12 protein-coding genes and 3 tRNA genes are annotated in these 15,562 nt (G+C 72.6%); 13 read left to right on the top strand and 2 right to left on the bottom strand.

What is annotated here, in order from left to right; all coding sequences use genetic code 11:
• The 10 genes from D455_RS0124970 to D455_RS0124925 all read left to right on the top strand — a co-directional run.
• Positions 1–656: DUF2398 family protein (locus D455_RS0124970; RefSeq protein ID WP_017573399.1), on the top strand; the 656-nt coding region annotated here is incomplete at its 5' end.
• Positions 598–5,436, top strand: a complete 4,839-nt coding sequence (locus D455_RS0124965; RefSeq protein ID WP_017573398.1) for an SbcC/MukB-like Walker B domain-containing protein — start codon at positions 598–600, stop codon at positions 5,434–5,436. The genes D455_RS0124970 and D455_RS0124965, both read left to right, overlap by 59 nt.
• Before the next feature lie 158 nt (positions 5,437–5,594).
• A complete protein-coding gene (locus tag D455_RS0124960; RefSeq protein ID WP_017573397.1) occupies positions 5,595–7,625 on the top strand; it encodes an ATP-binding protein in 2,031 nt (676 codons plus the stop codon).
• Between the two features lie 165 nt (positions 7,626–7,790).
• A tRNA-Thr gene (locus D455_RS0124955) sits at positions 7,791–7,866 on the top strand.
• A gap of 98 nt (positions 7,867–7,964) precedes the next feature.
• Positions 7,965–8,040, top strand: a tRNA-Met gene (locus tag D455_RS0124950).
• Between the two features lie 79 nt (positions 8,041–8,119).
• Positions 8,120–8,284 (top strand): 50S ribosomal protein L33, encoded by a 165-nt coding sequence (gene rpmG / locus D455_RS0124945; protein ID WP_017573396.1) that lies wholly within the window; start codon positions 8,120–8,122, stop codon positions 8,282–8,284.
• A gap of 136 nt (positions 8,285–8,420) precedes the next feature.
• A complete protein-coding gene (locus tag D455_RS0124940; RefSeq protein ID WP_017573395.1) occupies positions 8,421–8,870 on the top strand; it encodes a MaoC family dehydratase N-terminal domain-containing protein in 450 nt (149 codons plus the stop codon).
• Positions 8,867–9,295 (top strand): MaoC family dehydratase, encoded by a 429-nt coding sequence (locus tag D455_RS0124935; RefSeq protein WP_017573394.1) that lies wholly within the window; start codon positions 8,867–8,869, stop codon positions 9,293–9,295. The genes D455_RS0124940 and D455_RS0124935 overlap by 4 nt, the downstream gene beginning before the upstream one ends.
• Before the next feature lie 2 nt (positions 9,296–9,297).
• Complete coding sequence (locus tag D455_RS0124930) at positions 9,298–10,362, top strand: UDP-N-acetylmuramate dehydrogenase (protein WP_017573393.1); 1,065 nt, start codon at positions 9,298–9,300, stop codon at positions 10,360–10,362.
• Positions 10,363–10,678: 316 nt separating this feature from the next.
• Positions 10,679–11,272 (top strand): TMEM165/GDT1 family protein, encoded by a 594-nt coding sequence (locus D455_RS0124925; protein ID WP_017573392.1) that lies wholly within the window; start codon positions 10,679–10,681, stop codon positions 11,270–11,272.
• 95 nt (positions 11,273–11,367) lie between these two features.
• Here the strand turns inward: D455_RS0124925 and D455_RS0124920 are convergent, their stop codons facing one another.
• Both D455_RS0124920 and D455_RS0124915 read right to left on the bottom strand, forming a co-directional pair.
• Entirely contained in the window at positions 11,368–12,414 is a 1,047-nt protein-coding gene (locus tag D455_RS0124920; protein ID WP_026122955.1) for an adenosine deaminase, read from the bottom strand.
• A 203-nt stretch (positions 12,415–12,617) separates the two neighbouring features.
• The gene (locus tag D455_RS0124915) at positions 12,618–13,826 is read right to left on the bottom strand and encodes a pyridoxal phosphate-dependent aminotransferase (RefSeq protein ID WP_193789462.1); all 1,209 of its coding nucleotides are present in this window, start codon (positions 13,824–13,826) and stop codon (positions 12,618–12,620) included.
• Between the two features lie 222 nt (positions 13,827–14,048).
• Here D455_RS0124915 and D455_RS0124910 point away from each other — a divergent pair.
• The 3 genes from D455_RS0124910 to nusG all read left to right on the top strand — a co-directional run bounded on the left by D455_RS0124910 (position 14,049) and on the right by nusG (position 15,493).
• Positions 14,049–14,121 (top strand) — tRNA-Trp (locus D455_RS0124910).
• A gap of 101 nt (positions 14,122–14,222) precedes the next feature.
• On the top strand, positions 14,223–14,477 hold the full coding sequence (secE, locus tag D455_RS0124905) for a preprotein translocase subunit SecE (RefSeq protein WP_017573389.1): 255 nt from the start codon (positions 14,223–14,225) through the stop codon (positions 14,475–14,477).
• Between the two features lie 176 nt (positions 14,478–14,653).
• A complete protein-coding gene (gene nusG / locus D455_RS0124900; RefSeq protein WP_017573388.1) occupies positions 14,654–15,493 on the top strand; it encodes a transcription termination/antitermination protein NusG in 840 nt (279 codons plus the stop codon).
• Positions 15,494–15,562: the final 69 nt, after the last annotated feature.

The following is a 15,562-nucleotide window of genomic DNA, read 5'->3' as shown; positions in this document are numbered from 1 at the left end:
CGCACCAGTGGCGGGCCGCCGCCGCGCTCGGCAACCTGCTCGGCTGCGACACCGAGGTCCGCGCCGAGGGCGTCGCCCTCGTCATGCCCGACGAGGCGGGCGCCCGCCCGGCCTTCCCCTCCAGCGGCCCCGTCGGCCAGGTCGCGCTGTCCCTGGTCCGGCACCTCTCCGGCCGCCTGCACCCCGGCCAGCCCGCCACCTCCGTCCCCGTGCCGGAGGAGGAGCTGCACGCCGCGCTGGAGGCCCTCTGCGGCGCCGACGCACCCGCCCGGAGCGAGTGGGCCCGCACCGCCGGACCGGAGATCCCCGACCCCGTACGGCTCCGTGAGCGGGTCCTGGTCCTGCTGGCCGACCTCGGACTGCTGCGGGGAGCCCCCGGGCGGTGGCGGCTCACCGCGGCGGCCGCCCGCTTCGGCGCCGAAACGGACGACCGCGTCCCCCCGATCCAGGACAATGACGAAGACAGCCGGACACACCCCGACCCGACGCGTGGTTCCGACGAGGGTGTGCCCGACGCTCCCGCCGACCCCCGCGGCGATCTGAGCCGGGTGACGTCCGTGCTGCAAGCGGTGGCGAACGAGAAGGTGAGCGCGACCAGTGGCGACACAGGAGACCAGTCCGACCCCCGAGACGACGGCGGCGGTGGGTCCGGCTGATCCCGCCGGCCCCGGCACCAGCGCCCCGGGCGACGTCCCCCGTTACCGGCTCGAACGCGCGGGTATCCGCAACGTCTGGCAGTACGACGACCACGTCCTGGACTTCGCGGAGGGGCGCCTGCTGCTGCGCGGACGCAACGGCGCGGGCAAGTCCAAGGCGCTGGAGATGCTGCTTCCGTTCCTGCTGGACGGGGACATGCGGCGCCTGGACACCACGGGGACCAACAGGACCAGCCTGCGCTGGCTCATGGCCGAGAGCGCGCGTGCGTCCGACCGCCGTCCGGAGAGCGAGGAGGCCGGTCCCGACCTGCTCGGCGGACCCGGGAAGGACCCCGGCGAACGCCAGGACACCGGGACGGCCGACGCCCCCGGGGAGGACGGCGGATCCGGCGGCGACCCCGCCACCCGCCTCGGCTACCTGTGGGTGGAGTTCACCACCGAACGCGGCGACCGCGGACTCGACTCCGCCACCCGACCCGGAACCGGCCGGAGCGGCGCCTCCGCCCCGCATTCCGGGGCCGTGGCCAACAGCGCCTCCGCGCTGCTCGCCGCCAGCGCCGCGGCCCACTCCGATCCCTCCGACCGCCCCGACCACGAGGCCGACGAGTCCGGGAAGGACGAGCCGCGTCCCCGCGACCCCGACGCGCCCCCCCGCCACCTGACCCTGGGCGCCGCCGTCATGGCGGTGGGCGACTCCGACCCGCGCTGCGTGTTCTTCGTCACCGAGCGAAGGGTTGGCCACGACCTCGAACTCGTCACCGACGGCCGCCCCAAACCCGTCGACCGCCTCCGCTCCGAGATCGGCGCCGACAACTGCTTCACCAGCCCCGTCCCCTACCGGGCACGCGTGATGCACGACCTGTTCGGCATCGACGACTCCGTCCGCTACCGCAACCTCATCCACCTGCTCTACCGGCTGCGCCGCCCCACCATCGGCGACCGCCTGGAGGCCGGGGAACTCGTCGGCGTCCTGTCCGAGGCGCTCCCGCCCATGGACGAGTCCGTCCTGGACGAGGTCGCCCGCAACATCGCCGACCTGGAACAGGCCCGGTCCGACAAGGACGCCCTCACCGAGGCCGGAGCGGGCGTCACCGCGTTCCTGGAGGACTACCGGAACTACCTCGTCCACACCCTGCGCGGACGGGCCGCCGACGTGCGCGAGCAACTCGACGCCGCCGCGCACCGCACGGAGGAGACCGAGCGGCTGCGCGCCGAACTCGACCGTCTCATCACGGCGGAGGGCCAGATCTCCGAGGAGCGCGACCAGGCACGCCGCACCCGGGACACCGCCCAGGCCGACGACACGACCCTCGCGGTCGCCCAGGGAGGCGCCGCCGCGGCCACCGACGGCGAGCGCCGCGCCTACGACGCCGCCGTGGGCGCCTACATCCGCGCGGCCGAGGCCGCCTGGGTCGCCGCCGAGCACGCCGAACGGGTGGAGCGCCACGCCGTCGAGCGGCTGGGGGAGGACACCGGAACGGTCGAGCGCGCGCTCGACGTCCTGCGCCAGACCCACGCCGAGGCCGCGCGCGCCGCGTCCGCCGCCGGGATCGACCCCGGCGTCCTCGGCGACGTCCCGGACCCGGCCACCACCGTCCACGCGCCGCGCGAGAGCACCACGCGGGTCGACCTCCAGGGGCTGGAACAGGCCGTCGAGCGCGCACCCGTCGAGGGCGTCGACCTCGACGGCCTGCGCGACCGCCTCGGACGCCTCCACGACCACCTCACGGGAACCGCCGACCGGGCCGCCGACCGGGCCGACCTGGCCGCCCACCTGACCGGGCTCACCGCCACCGAGGCCGCGGCCGACCGCCGCCTGGTCGCACTGACCAGCGAGGCCGAGAGCGCCGACGCCGTGCTCGAACGGGCCCACCAGCGGGAACAGGACGCCATCGGCGGGGTGAGGCGGGAGAGCGCCGCCTACGCCGACGGCGTCCGGGCCTGGGCCGCCCGGTTGCGGGACTCCAGCCACGCGCACGCCCTGGGCGAGGCCATCCACGAACTGGAGGGCAGCGTCGAACTGCCCATCGACGACGCCCTGCGCGTCCTGGACCCGGAGGTCCCCGGCCGGGTCGCGCGCCTGGCGCACGCCGCCGTGGACCCCCTGCTGGAGGAACTGCGCGCCCGCCGCGACGTGGCGGTCGGTGAGGAGGGCCAGCTCTCCGACGAACTCGCGGAACTGGCGGACCGGCGCGCGAAGAACGCCGAACACGCCCCCGAACGGCCGGGATGGGCGACCTCCCCGCGACGGGACGGGGACGGCGTCCCGCTGTACCTGGCCGTCGACTTCGCGGAGGGTCTCAGCACCCGCGAACAGGCCGGACTGGAGGCCGCGCTGGAGGCCAGCGGACTGCTGGCGGGCTGGGTCCGTGCCGACGGCGCCCTGCACGACCCGGCCACACGCGACCTGATGCTCTCCCCGGCTCCGGTACCCGCGCTGTCACGACCGGTCAGGGAGCGGACGCTGCTCGACGTGCTCGTGCCGGTCGCCGAACCCGTCACCGGCCGCGGCGCCGCCCCGGACGGCCTGCGCGCCCTGCTGTCCTCCATCGCCCTGGACCCGGACGCCGGGACGGACGGGGAACGGGACACCGAGAACGAACGCGGGCACCGCCGCGACGGCCTCGGCGCCGTGGACACCGAACCCAGGCACCGCCGGGACAACGCGGGCACCGTCTCCCTCCCCAGCGCGGTCTCCCTCTCCGGCGGCTGGCGCCTGGGCGTGGCCTCCGGAGCCCACCACAAGGAAGAACCCGAGTACATCGGCGAGGCCGCCCGCAAGAGGGCCCGCGACCGCAGGTCCGCCAACACCGACAGGCGCATGGCGATCGCCGAGGCCCTGCTCGCCGAGGCGGGCGAGCGCCGCTGGGCGGTCGAACACTCCTACGCCGAACTCCTGGAGATCTCCCGCGACCTGCCGGACCCGGCCCCGCTGACCCGCTCCTGGGCCGCACTGGAGGTCGCCCGTCACGACGTGGCCGCCGCGCGCCGCGCCCACGACGTGGCCCGCGACACGGCCGAGGACTGCCGGACCGAACTGCTCGACATCCGTGCGCGGCTGCGCGACTCCGCCGTCGTCGACGGCGCCGAGGAGGGCGGCGCCACCGTGGAGAGGAACCTGCCCACCGCGCGCGCCGACCTGGACAGCGCCCTGCGCGCCCTCGACCACCTGCGGGTGCTCATCGCCTCCGCTCTGCGGGACCTGGACGTCCTGGCCTGGGAGCTCGCCGACCACGAGCGCCACGTCGCCGCATGGCGGGAGGCCCGCTCCGACCGGGTGCTGGCCGAGGACGCCCGCGCCGCGGCGATCGACGACATGATCACCGTCCGCCGCCAGATCGAACTCGGCGACCGGGCGCGGGGCGTGGCCCCCGAACAGCTCGACGCCGCGCGCGAGCAGGTCATGGCCAGGGCCGAGGAGGCCGCCCAGCGGCTGCCCGAGCTCGAACGCGGCGCCCAGCGGGCCCGGGACGAGCGGGTCAGCGCGGAGGCACGCCTGGTCGCGGCCACACAGGAGCGGGCCGAACAGGTGCGCCGCGCGCTCGCGGCGGGGGACGGCCTGGTCGCGGCGGTCACCACCGCGGGCGCCGAAGCGGACCCCGACGCCGCGCCCGGTGACGACGTTCCGGACGCCGTACTGCTGAGAGCCGCCGGACTGGAGGCCTGCGCCGAGGACGACGCGTCCCTGGCCGCCTACCTCGCCGCACGCGCCCAGGCCGCCCCGCCCGGTCCGGACGCGCGCCTCGTCCTCCTGGAGGCCTTCGTCGACCAGATGGAGGAGGGCCTCGCCGCCCAGGAGGGTGACGGGGAGGACACGCGGATCGACGACAGCGCCGTCCTGGGCAGCCGCGAGCGCCTGGACCGGGTGCTCGCCTCGGCGGGCTGGACGCAGGTCCGCACCGAGATGAGCGAACCCCGGGGCGTCAAACGCCTCACCGTGCACGACGAGGACGGGGCACACGACGTCACCGTGTACGCCGAACGGATCGCCACCGCGGTCGCCGGGGCCGAGGAGACCGTCGCGATCGCGGAGGAGGAGGCCTTCGAACGGCACCTGCTGGGCGAACTGGCCAACCACCTGTCACGCCAGATCGACGAGGCCAGGGCCCTCATCGCCACGATGAACGACGTCCTCAAGGACGTCACCACCTCGGCGGGCCTCGGCGTGCGCCTGGACTGGCGCCTGGCCCCCGACGCGGGCGCGGACGTGGAGGCGGTCGTGCCGCTCCTGGCCACGCCGCCCGAGGAGCGGACCCGCGTGCAGACGACGCGGCTGCGGGACGCGCTCAGGCGCTGCATCGAGGCGATCCGCCGCCTGGACCCCACCGCCACGGGCGGAGCGCAGTTGCGCGCCGCCCTGGACTACCGATCATGGTTCACGTTCACCGTGTACGTGACCGACGCCGCGGGCGACGAACGGCGCCTGGGCCACCGCACGGCGCTCAGCCAGGGCGAGCAGCGCGTGGTGGCCTACCTGGTGCTGTTCGCCGCCGCGGCGGCGCACTTCGACGCCCTGGCCGTCCGCGCGCCCTGGGCGCCGAGGCTGATCCTGCTCGACGACGCCTTCGCCAAGGTCGACGAACCCACGCACGGCCGCCTGCTGGGGCTGCTCGTGGAGCTGGACCTGGACTTCGTGCTGACGTCGGAACGGGTGTGGGGCTGTTTCGCGAGCGTGCCGAGCCTGAACATCTACGAGTGCCTGCGGGATCCGAACGTGCCCGGAATCGCCACCCTGCACTTCACGTGGGACGGGAGCAGGAGACGCCTGGTGGGGGTCTGACCGGGTGCCCGCCAAGGGACCGCGTCCGGCCGGGCCGCCCGCCCGTCACCCGCCGTCGCCCGCCGGGAGCGCTTCGCGTGGGGGGCGTTCGGCGGGTGCTCCCCTCCCGGCTGTCCTAGTCTGCTTTGTGCAGGAACGAACATGAGCGGGGTGAGGCAGTGACTCGGGTACCCGAGACGTTCGAGGGTGGGACGACGCTCCTGGACGCCCTGGCGCGCTCCGGGCTGCCCCGGGAGGTCAGCTCCTGGGTCGCCGCGGCCCTGTGGGGCGAGGACGCCCTCGAGGCACGCATGAGGGGCGAGAGCCTCCCCGAGCCGGAGGCCGCGCCGACGCCGCCGCGGAGCAGGCCACGGCGGGCCTACCTCACGGGGATCAGGGTGCAGGGCTTCCGCGGCATCGGGCGCCCCGCGGAGCTCACCTTCGACGCCGGTCCCGGACTCACCGTGATCGTCGGACGCAACGGTTCGGGCAAGTCGAGCTTCGCCGAGGCCGCCGAGGCCGCCCTCACCGGACGCAACCCCCGGTGGGACTCCATGCCCACCGGATGGCGCGACGGCTGGCGCAACCTGCACTACGACGAGCGCACCGAGGCGACGGTGGACATCCACATCGCCGGGGACGAGGGATCCACCCGGATCAGCCGCAGGTGGACCGGCGAGAGCGTCCGCTCGGCACGGGGCGAGGTCGTCCACCCCGACGGCGAGGTCTCCCCGCTGAGGACCATGGAGTGGGGCGAGAACCTCGTCCGCTACCGGCCGTTCCTGTCCTACGACGAACTCGGCCGCACGGTGACCGGCCGCTCGGCCGAGCTCTACGACACCCTGACCGGCCTGCTCGGACTGAGCGGCCTGGCGGAGGCCGAACGCCGTCTCGCCAAGGTGTGCGACGGGCTCGCCAAGCGCCGCGACCGCCCCTCGCGGGAGCTGCGGTACCTGCTCGACGCGCTCCGGGAGTCCGACGACCCGCGGGCCGTCCAGGCCGTCCAGTACCTGACCGCCTCCTACTTCGACATGGACGCCCTGCGCAGGATCGCGGCCGACGACGGCCCCCGGGACCCGGAGCTGCACACGGTCCTGCGCCGCCTGCGCCGTCTGTCGGTGCCCGAGCGCGCGCTGATGGCCGACGTGGTCAACGAACTGCGGGGCGCGGCCATGGAACTGGCCATGGCGGCGGGCAGCAAGGGCGACCGCGCGCACGGGGTGGTCAAACTCCTGGAACAGGCGATCGAGCACCACCAGCGCCATCCGAACGACACCGAGTGCCCCACCTGCTCCGCGCCCCTGGGCGCCGACTGGGTGCGCCGGGCCAACGCCCAGCTGCGCGCCCTGAGACCGCAGGCGTCCGTCGTCTCGGCGGCGTACGAGCGCGCGGACACCGCCAGGGACCAGGCCCGCTTCCTGATGTCCCCGGCGCCGGGATGGCTGCCGCCGGAGAGCGAGCTGGGCCAGGTGTGGTCCCTGTGGGAGTCCGGTGCGGACATCACCGACCTGGGCGAGCTCGCCGAGCACATCGAGACGGTCGGCCGCAAGCTGCGGGCGGCGGCGGTGAGCCCCCGCCGGGAAGCGAGCGAGCGGCTGGAGGACCCCACGGGCGGCTGGGCTGAGATGGCCGAACAGCTGTCGGCGTGGCTGGACGACGCCCAGGACGCCCTTGAGGCCCGGGACGCGCTGAACGACGCCGAGGCCGCGCTCAACTGGCTGTCGGAGCAGGCGAGGGTCCTGCGGGCGGAGCGGCTGGGTCCGGTCGCCTCGCAGGCCGAGCAGGTCTGGTACCGGCTGCGTCAGGAACGCCACATCGACCTCCAGGGCATGCGGCTGATCGGCCGGGGCGCCCGGCGCAGGGTCGAGGTGGACGTGGCGGTCGACGGCGTGGAGGACCAGACCAGCGCGCCCGGCCTCCTGAGCCAGGGGGAGTTCCAGGCGCTGGCGCTGTCGATCTGCCTGCCGCGCACCCTGGTGGAGGGCAACCCGTTCGGTTTCCTGGTCCTGGACGACCCGGTCCAGGCGATGGACACCGAGACCGTGGAGGGCCTGTCCGCGGTGCTGGCGGAGGTGGGCAGGCACCGGCAGCTGATCGTGTTCACCCACGACACCCGGCTGTCGGACGCCCTGCGCAGGCTGGGCCTGCCCGCGAACATCCGCACGATCAACCGGGACGCCATGTCCAACGTGTGGGTCGAGACGACCTGAGATTCCGTCTCGACGGCGGGACACCCCGTCTGACCAGGGGTTTCCGTCTCGGGAGGCGTGCCGGAGGTATTCGATTTGGCAGAGCACCCCCGGATCCCTGTATAGTCATGACCAGCGCAAGGGGGCAACGCCCCCGGGGCGGACGAGAGGAAGCCCCAGCAGCGCGCCCCTTTAGCTCAGTCGGCAGAGCGTCTCCATGGTAAGGAGAAGGTCTACGGTTCGATTCCGTAAAGGGGCTCCACCACTTGACGAGGTACGGTCCACTCAGGTGGGTGGCCGGTGGGCATCCGCCGGCCGGAACCGGGACCGGCCCGTACGGGGTCGGATTCCGTCAACCGGGGCGGGGTAGCTCAGTCGGTAGAGCAAGCGGCTCATAATCGCTGTGTCGTCGGTTCAAGTCCGGCCCCCGCTACCAACCCGCTGACCCCTGAGCTCGCCGTTCAGGGGTCGTCGCGGGCGTTCAGTACTGTTTCCAGCGAGAAAGGCACTCCGAAGTGGCTGCCACCGACGTGAGGCCGAAGATCACCCTGGCCTGCCAGGAGTGCAAGCACCGTAACTACATCACGCGCAAGAACCGTCGGAACACCCCCGACCGTATCGAGCTCAAGAAGTTCTGCCCGAACTGCCGCCAGCACCGCGAGCACCGCGAGACCCGCTAGTCCGCCGGTTCCTCGCGAGCGCGATCGTCTCTGAGTGCGCGGCGCAGAGGCAGTTCCCGTAGTCTTCACAGCCCGGTGAGCGATCCGCTCACCGGGCTGTTCGCGTGTCCGGGACCCCTGACGAACAGGAGAGAGCGTGGCGATCAACCCTGACTACCTCGGCCGGGAGTACCCCGCGCCCGAGGCCTACGAGGTGACCCGGGGCAAGATCCGGGAGTTCGCCGAGGCGGTCAACGACCCCAACCCGATCTACACCGACCCGGCCGCGGCGCGGAGCGCCGGGTACCCCGACGTGGTCGCCCCGCCCACCTTCCCGGTCATCCTGGGCATGGCGGGGTCCGCACAGGCCATCGCCGACCCCGAGCTCGGCGTGGACTTCTCCCGGGTCGTGCACGGCGACCAGAGCTTCCACTACAGCCGTCCGCCGCACGCCGGTGACGTCCTCGGCAGCGTCACCCGCATCACCGGTATCAGGGCCCTCGGCGGCAACGAGCTGCTCACCCTGGAGACCGAGGCCCACGACGCCGACGGCGCGCACGTGGTCACCGCCACGATGATGCTCGTCGTGCGAGGAGGAGAGGAATGAGCAGGCTGCGCCACGCCGACGTCGAGGTCGGCACCGAGCTGCCCGAGCGGACCTTCCCGGTCCGCCGCGTGGACCTGGTCCGCTACGCGGGCGCCTCGGGCGACTTCAACCCGATCCACTGGAACGAGCGCTTCGCCAAGTCCGTGGGCCTGCCCGACGTGATCGCGCACGGCATGTTCACCATGGCCGAGGCCGCGCGGGTGCTCACCGACTGGGCGGGCGACCCGGGCTGCGTGGTCGACTACTCCGTGCGCTTCTCCGCGCCGGTGGTGGTCCCGGACGACGACGAGGGCGCCGAGATCACCGTCGGCGGCAAGGTGAAGGCCAAGAACGACGACGGCACCGTCGCGGTGACGCTGACCGCGCGGTCCGGCGGCGCCAAGGTCCTGGCGCAGTCCAAGGCCACCGTACGCCTGGCGAGGTAGACGTGACCGCACTCTCCGAGTACACCACCCTGGGCCTGGGCGGCCCCGCGGGCTCCTTCCGCACCGCGGGCACCACCGAGGAACTGGTCGCCGCCGTCTCCGCGGCCGACACCTCCGGTGAACCCGTCCTCGTCCTGGGCGGCGGCAGCAACCTCGTCGTCTCCGACGCCGGGTTCCCCGGCACCGTGGTCCTCGTGGACTCCAAGGAGGTCTCCTTCGAGGAGGCGGGCGTCGACGACACGGGCGAGCCCGTCGTGCTCATGCGCGCCGACGCGGGCGTGGAGTGGGACCCCCTGGTCGAACGCGTCGTCGGCGAGGGACTCAGCGGACTGGAGTTCCTGTCGGGCATCCCCGGCCGGGTCGGCTCCACCCCCATCCAGAACGTGGGCGCCTACGGCCAGGACGTCAGCCAGACCGTCCGGGAGGTGCTGGTCCACGACCGGCGCACCGGCGAACGGCGCCGGATGTCCAACGCCGAATGCGGCTTCACCTACCGCGACAGCGTCTTCAAGGGCGACGACCGCCACGTGGTGTGCGAGGTGACCTTCGCCCTGCACCGGTCCAAACTGAGCCGTCCGATCGCCTACGCCGAGGTGGCCAGGGCCCTGGAGACCGAGGCGGGGGCCCGGGTGCCGCTGGAGCGGGCGCGCGAGACCGTCCTGGGTCTGCGCGCTGGCAAGGGCATGGTCCTGGACCCCGACGACCCCGACACCCGCAGCGCCGGATCGTTCTTCACCAACCCCGTGGTCACCGCCGAGGAGTTCGAGGCCGTGCGCGAGCGCGCCGCCGCCCGCCTCGGCGCCGACGTGCCGGTGCCGGGACACCCCGACGGCCGGGGCAACGTCAAGCTCTCCGCGGCCTGGCTGATCGACCGGGCCGGGTTCACCAAGGGCTACGGCAGCGGGCCCGCCCGCATCTCCGGCAAGCACACCCTCGCGCTGACCAACCCCGGCGGGGCCACCACCGGGGACCTGCTGGCCCTGGCCCGCGAGGTGCGCGCGGGGGTGGAGGAGGCCTTCGGAATCCGTCTGGTCAACGAGCCGGTGATGGTCGGCGTCTCGCTCTGACCCTCTCCTCAGCCGCGCCCAATATATGAGTTGGGCGCGGCAAACTTGTTTTTCAGGGCTGGCTGATAAAGAAATTCAGTAAAGCGATGAATTGCTTTTCCCCTCTGTTTCGTCATAAAGTCGGACGCGTCGAAGGGGAGTAGTCCCCAATGCGTGCGATCGACACACTGGCCGCTCCGTGGCCCGGTCGTACGAGCCCGACCTGGCAGGACGTGCCCGGCCAGGGGCGGACGAGACCTTTGACCCGGAAAAGACCGGGTTGAAGTGGCGTCCGCCGCCTCCTTCTGCCCAGACATCCCCGGATGGAAGGAGAAATGTGACCGGGTTCGCAACTGGCCTCGCATTCAGCGCCCTGGCCATCTTCATCGCCGAAATGGGCGACAAGACCCAGCTCGTGGCGATGTCCCTGGCCACCCGCTACCGGGCCCTCACGGTCATCCTCGGCATCACCGTCGCCACCGCCGTCGTGCACGCCGGGAGCGTTCTGCTGGCCGAGGTCCTCGGCGCCACGCTCCCCACCGACTGGCTCACGCTCGCCGCCGGTGTCGCGTTCTTCTTCTTCGGCGTGTGGACCCTGCGCGGCGACGAGATGACCGACAAGGACGAGGAGCGCACCGCCTCACGGCGCATCCGCTCCGCGTTCGTCACCGTCTTCGTCGTCTTCCTCGTCGCCGAGCTCGGCGACAAGACCATGCTCGCCACCATCACGGTCGGCACCCAGCACCACTGGCTGCCGGTGTGGATCGGCTCCACGGTCGGCATGGTCGCGGCCGACGCCATCGCCATCGCCCTGGGCGCCGTGCTGGGCAAGAAACTGCCCGAGCGCGCCATCCAGATCGGCGCCGCCGTCCTGTTCTTCGTCGCGGGCGCCGCCATGGTCGTCCAGGGCGTCTGGACGCTCGCCGCCTAGCGGACCCACCGGAACCGCCGCCGGGGTGACGCACGGGGTTCCACCCGCGCTGACCGTGGACCTGCGGCGAGGTCCGACCGGGCGGACCCCTCCGGTCAGGGCGACGAGGCGGGCTCCGCCGCCAGCCACGCGTCCACCCCCGACAACAGCTCCTTGCGCAGCGCTTCGGGCGCTCCCGACCCGCGGATCGACATCCGCGCCAGCTCGGCGAGCTCCGGATCGGAGAACCCGAACACCTCGCGGGCGATCCGGTACTGCTCCGCCAGGCGCGGCCCGAACAGCAGCGGGTCGTCAGTGCCCAGCGCGATCGGCACCCCGGCGTCGAAGAGCCTGCGCAGCGGCAGCTGCTCCAGCTCGTCGATCACCCCCAGACCCACGTTGGAGGTCGGGCAGATCTCCAACGTCACGCCCTGGGTGGCGATCCGCTCCACCAGGTACGGGTCCTCCACCGCCCGCACACCGTGGCCCACCCGGTCGGCGTTCAGCTCGTCCAGGCACTCGCGCACGCTGCGCGGCCCCTGGAGCTCACCCCCGTGCGGCGCGGACAGCAGCCCCGCCCGGCGCGCGATCCGGAACGCCCCCTCGAACTCCAGGGCGCGACCCCGCCGCTCGTCGTTGTTCAGGCCGAACGACACCACGCCCCGGCCCACGTACTGACGGGCCAGGCGGGCCAGGACCTTGGCGTCCAGGGGATGCCTGGTGCGGTTGGCGGCCACCATCAGGCCGATGGCCACACCGGTCTCGCGCTCGGCGACCCGCGCGGCGTCCAGGATCAGCTCCAGGGTGGCGGTGAGACCGTCGAAGAGCGACGCGTAGCCACTGGGATCGACCTGGATCTCCAGCCAGGAGGACCCGGCCGCGAGCTCGTCCTCGGCCGCCTCGCGCAGCAGCCGGTACACGTCCTCGGGTCTGCGCAGCACCGACCGGGCGACGTCGTAGAGGCGCTGGAAGCGGAACCAGCCGCGCTCGTCGGTGGCGCGGAGCTTGGGCGGCCACTCCCGGACCAGGGCCTGGGGAAGGTGGATCCCGTGCTCGGCGGCCAGCTCCACCAGTGTGGAGTGGCGCATCGACCCGGTGAAGTGCAGGTGCAGATGGGCTTTGGGCAGCCGGTCCAACCGGCGGGCGCTGGTCGGTGTCTCCATGACGTAAGCCTGCCGCATGTGGAGCACCGCCGCTGCCAGGACGGGGCACTTCGCGGGCGCGGAGAACGGGCCCGAACACGCGGACGCGCCCCGGAACCGCGGTTCCGGGGCGCGTGGAAGGCCCGGACAGGGGGGCGTCGGCCGGGGGCCGTCCGGCGGAGGGCGGCGGCCGGCCCCGCGCGGGGCCGAGCCCGTGGACCCCCCTACTTCGCCTCGGCCAGGAGCTTCTGGACGCGGCTCACGCCCTCGGCGAGGTCCTCGTCGCTGAGCGCGTAGGACAGGCGCAGGTAGCCGGGGGTGCCGAAGGCCTCACCGGGCACCACGGCGACCTCGGCCTGCTCCAGGATGAGCTCGGCCAGCTCGGTGGAGGTCCGCGGCGTCCTGCCGCGGATCTCCTTGCCCAGCACGCCCTTGACCGACGGGTAGGCGTAGAAGGCGCCCTGCGGCTCCGGGCAGACCACGCCGTCGATCTCGTTGAGCATGCGGACGATGGTCCTCCGGCGGCGGTCGAAGGCCTCCCGCATCCTCGCCACGGCGTCCAGGTCGCCGGAGACCGCGGCCAGGGCGGCGGCCTGCGACACGTTGGCGACGTTGGAGGTGGCGTGCGACTGGAGGTTGCCCGCGGCCTTGACGACGTCCTTCGGGCCGATGATCCACCCCACGCGCCAGCCGGTCATCGCGTAGGTCTTGGCCACGCCGTTGACGATGATGGTGCGGTCGGCGATCTCGGGCACCTCGACGGGCAGCGAGGAGAACTCGGCGTCCCCGTACACCAGGTGCTCGTAGATCTCGTCGGTCAGCACCCACAGGCCGTGCTCGTTCGCCCACCGGCCGATCTCGCGGACCTGCTCGCGCGGGTACACGGCGCCCGTCGGGTTGGACGGGGAGACGAACACCAGGACCTTGGTGCGCTCGGTGCGGGCGGCCTCCAGTTGCTCCACGCTGGCCAGGTACCCGGTGCTCTCGTCGGTGACGACGAAGACGGGGACGCCGCCCGCGAGCTTGATGGACTCGGGGTAGGTGGTCCAGTACGGAGCGATGACGATGACCTCGTCGCCCGGGTCCAGCATGGCCGCGAAGGCCTCGTAGATGGCCTGCTTGCCGCCGTTGGTCACCAGGACCTGGGCGGGGTCGACCTCGTAGCCGGAGTCGCGCCGGGTCTTCTCGGCGATGGCCTTCTTCAGCTCGGGCAGGCCCCCGGCGGGCGTGTAGCGGTGGAAGCGGGGCTCCCGTGCGGCCTCGACGGCGGCCTCGACGATGTAGTCGGGCGTCGGGAAGTCGGGCTCCCCCGCGCCGAAGCCGATGACGGGGCGGCCCTCCGCCTTCATGGCCTTGGCCTTGGCGTCCACGGCGAGGGTGGCGGACTCGGAGATGGCGCTGATACGTGCAGACACACGGGGTCGGTCAGTCATGTGTCCCATGTTGTCATGCGCGTTCCGGCCAGGGGCGGGTGGGAAGCGGGGGTGGTAACGGACGAAGGCGCCGTTTCCCCACCCCCGGGGACGAACGGTTTGGCGGGAGGGCCGTGTAGGCATAGAATCTCTCGGGTCGGCCGGTTGTGGCTCAGGTGTTATCTGACACACGGTGTGCGTAGCGCACCGGAACCGGCTATGGTGGGAGCGCAGTTTCCGCTAAGGGCAGTGGCTCAATTGGCAGAGCACCGGTCTCCAAAACCGGCGGTTGGGGGTTCGAGTCCCTCCTGCCCTGCAAGTCCGCACGTGGGGTGCGGCGGTCGCCGAGGCGCCGCACCACACGGGGGCATCGGAACTACGGGGACATCCAGCAGCCCGCGACCCTAAGGACCCCAGGTGACTCAGACTGACGCCGACGCCAAGCCCGACAAGGAGCCCAAGCGTCGTACCGGTCCGGTGACGTTCACCAAGCAGGTCGCCGGGGAACTGCGCAAGGTCCGCTGGCCCACGCGCCGCGAGCTGGTGACCTACACCATCGTGGTCCTCGTCTTCGTCCTGGTCGTCCTGGGATACGTCTCCCTCCTCGACTGGGGCTTCGGCGAGGCGGTCACCTGGCTGTACGGCACGTTCGGTACGCCGCAGGCGGCCTGACCCCACGTCTTCCTCCGGACCGCGCCTCCCGGACCGACCGGGACGCGGCCTCCTCGTCCGCGCGTTGGTCCCGGCTCGTCCGAAGAGACCGTAAGCTGGCATGACTGGGTCCGACGCACAGCGCTGCCTAGCGTGCGTCGTCCCGCAGAGCGAATCCGACGAGAGAAAGAGCAGCCGTGTCCGAGTCCCCACTGACCTCTGACGACTTCCCCGAAGAGGAGCCGGATCAGTCGTCGGCGGAAGAGACCGGCCTGGCGGGCGAGCTGACGGGGGACGCGGCCGACACGGCCGACACCGACAGCCCGGAGCTGACCGGTGACGCCGACGAGGCAGCCGAGACCCAGGAGGGCTCCGACGACGAGACGGGTTCCGAGGCGAACGAGGCCGTCGACGAGACGCCCCGCCTGGACCCCGTCGAGGAGTTCCGGAGCGAACTCGTCCTGCTGCCCGGCGACTGGTACGTCGTGCACACCTACGCCGGTTACGAGAAGCGGGTCAAGGCCAACGTCGAGAGCCGCACCCAGTCCCTCAACATGGAGGAGTACATCTTCCAGGTCGAGGTGCCCGAGCACGAGGTCACCGAGGTCAAGAGCGGCAAGCGCCAGCAGGTCACCGAGAAGGTCCTGCCCGGCTACGTGCTGGTCCGCATGGACCTGACCGACGAGTCCTGGTCGGCCATCCGCAACACGCCCGGTGTCACCGGTTTCGTGGGCCTGTCCAACAAGCCCGCGCCGCTGAGCCTGACCGAGGTCGCCAAGCTCCTCGCGCCCGAGCCCGAGGAGGAGCCGGAGCAGGCGCAGCAGGCCCGTGTCGCCGGTGGCGGCGGTGGCGAGACCCGCGTGGACGTGGCCTACGAGGTCGGCGAGTCCGTCACGGTCATGGAGGGCCCGTTCGCGACCCTTCCCGCGACGGTCAGCGAGATCAACCCCGACACCCAGAAGCTCAAGGTGCTGGTGTCGATCTTCGGCCGTGAGACCCCGGTGGAGCTGTCGTTCAACCAGGTCGCCAAGATCTGATTCCGTCCTCCGTCCCGGGAGATCACCCGGACACCATAGACTGGAGTGGATCCGCCGCTCGCGGCGGAT

The sequence above is a fragment of the Nocardiopsis halotolerans DSM 44410 genome (assembly GCF_000341065.1).
GTDB lineage: Bacteria > Actinomycetota > Actinomycetes > Streptosporangiales > Streptosporangiaceae > Nocardiopsis > Nocardiopsis halotolerans.
The sequence above is the reverse complement of the archived record's forward strand: the minus strand, read 5'-3'. Positions and strand labels throughout refer to the sequence as shown.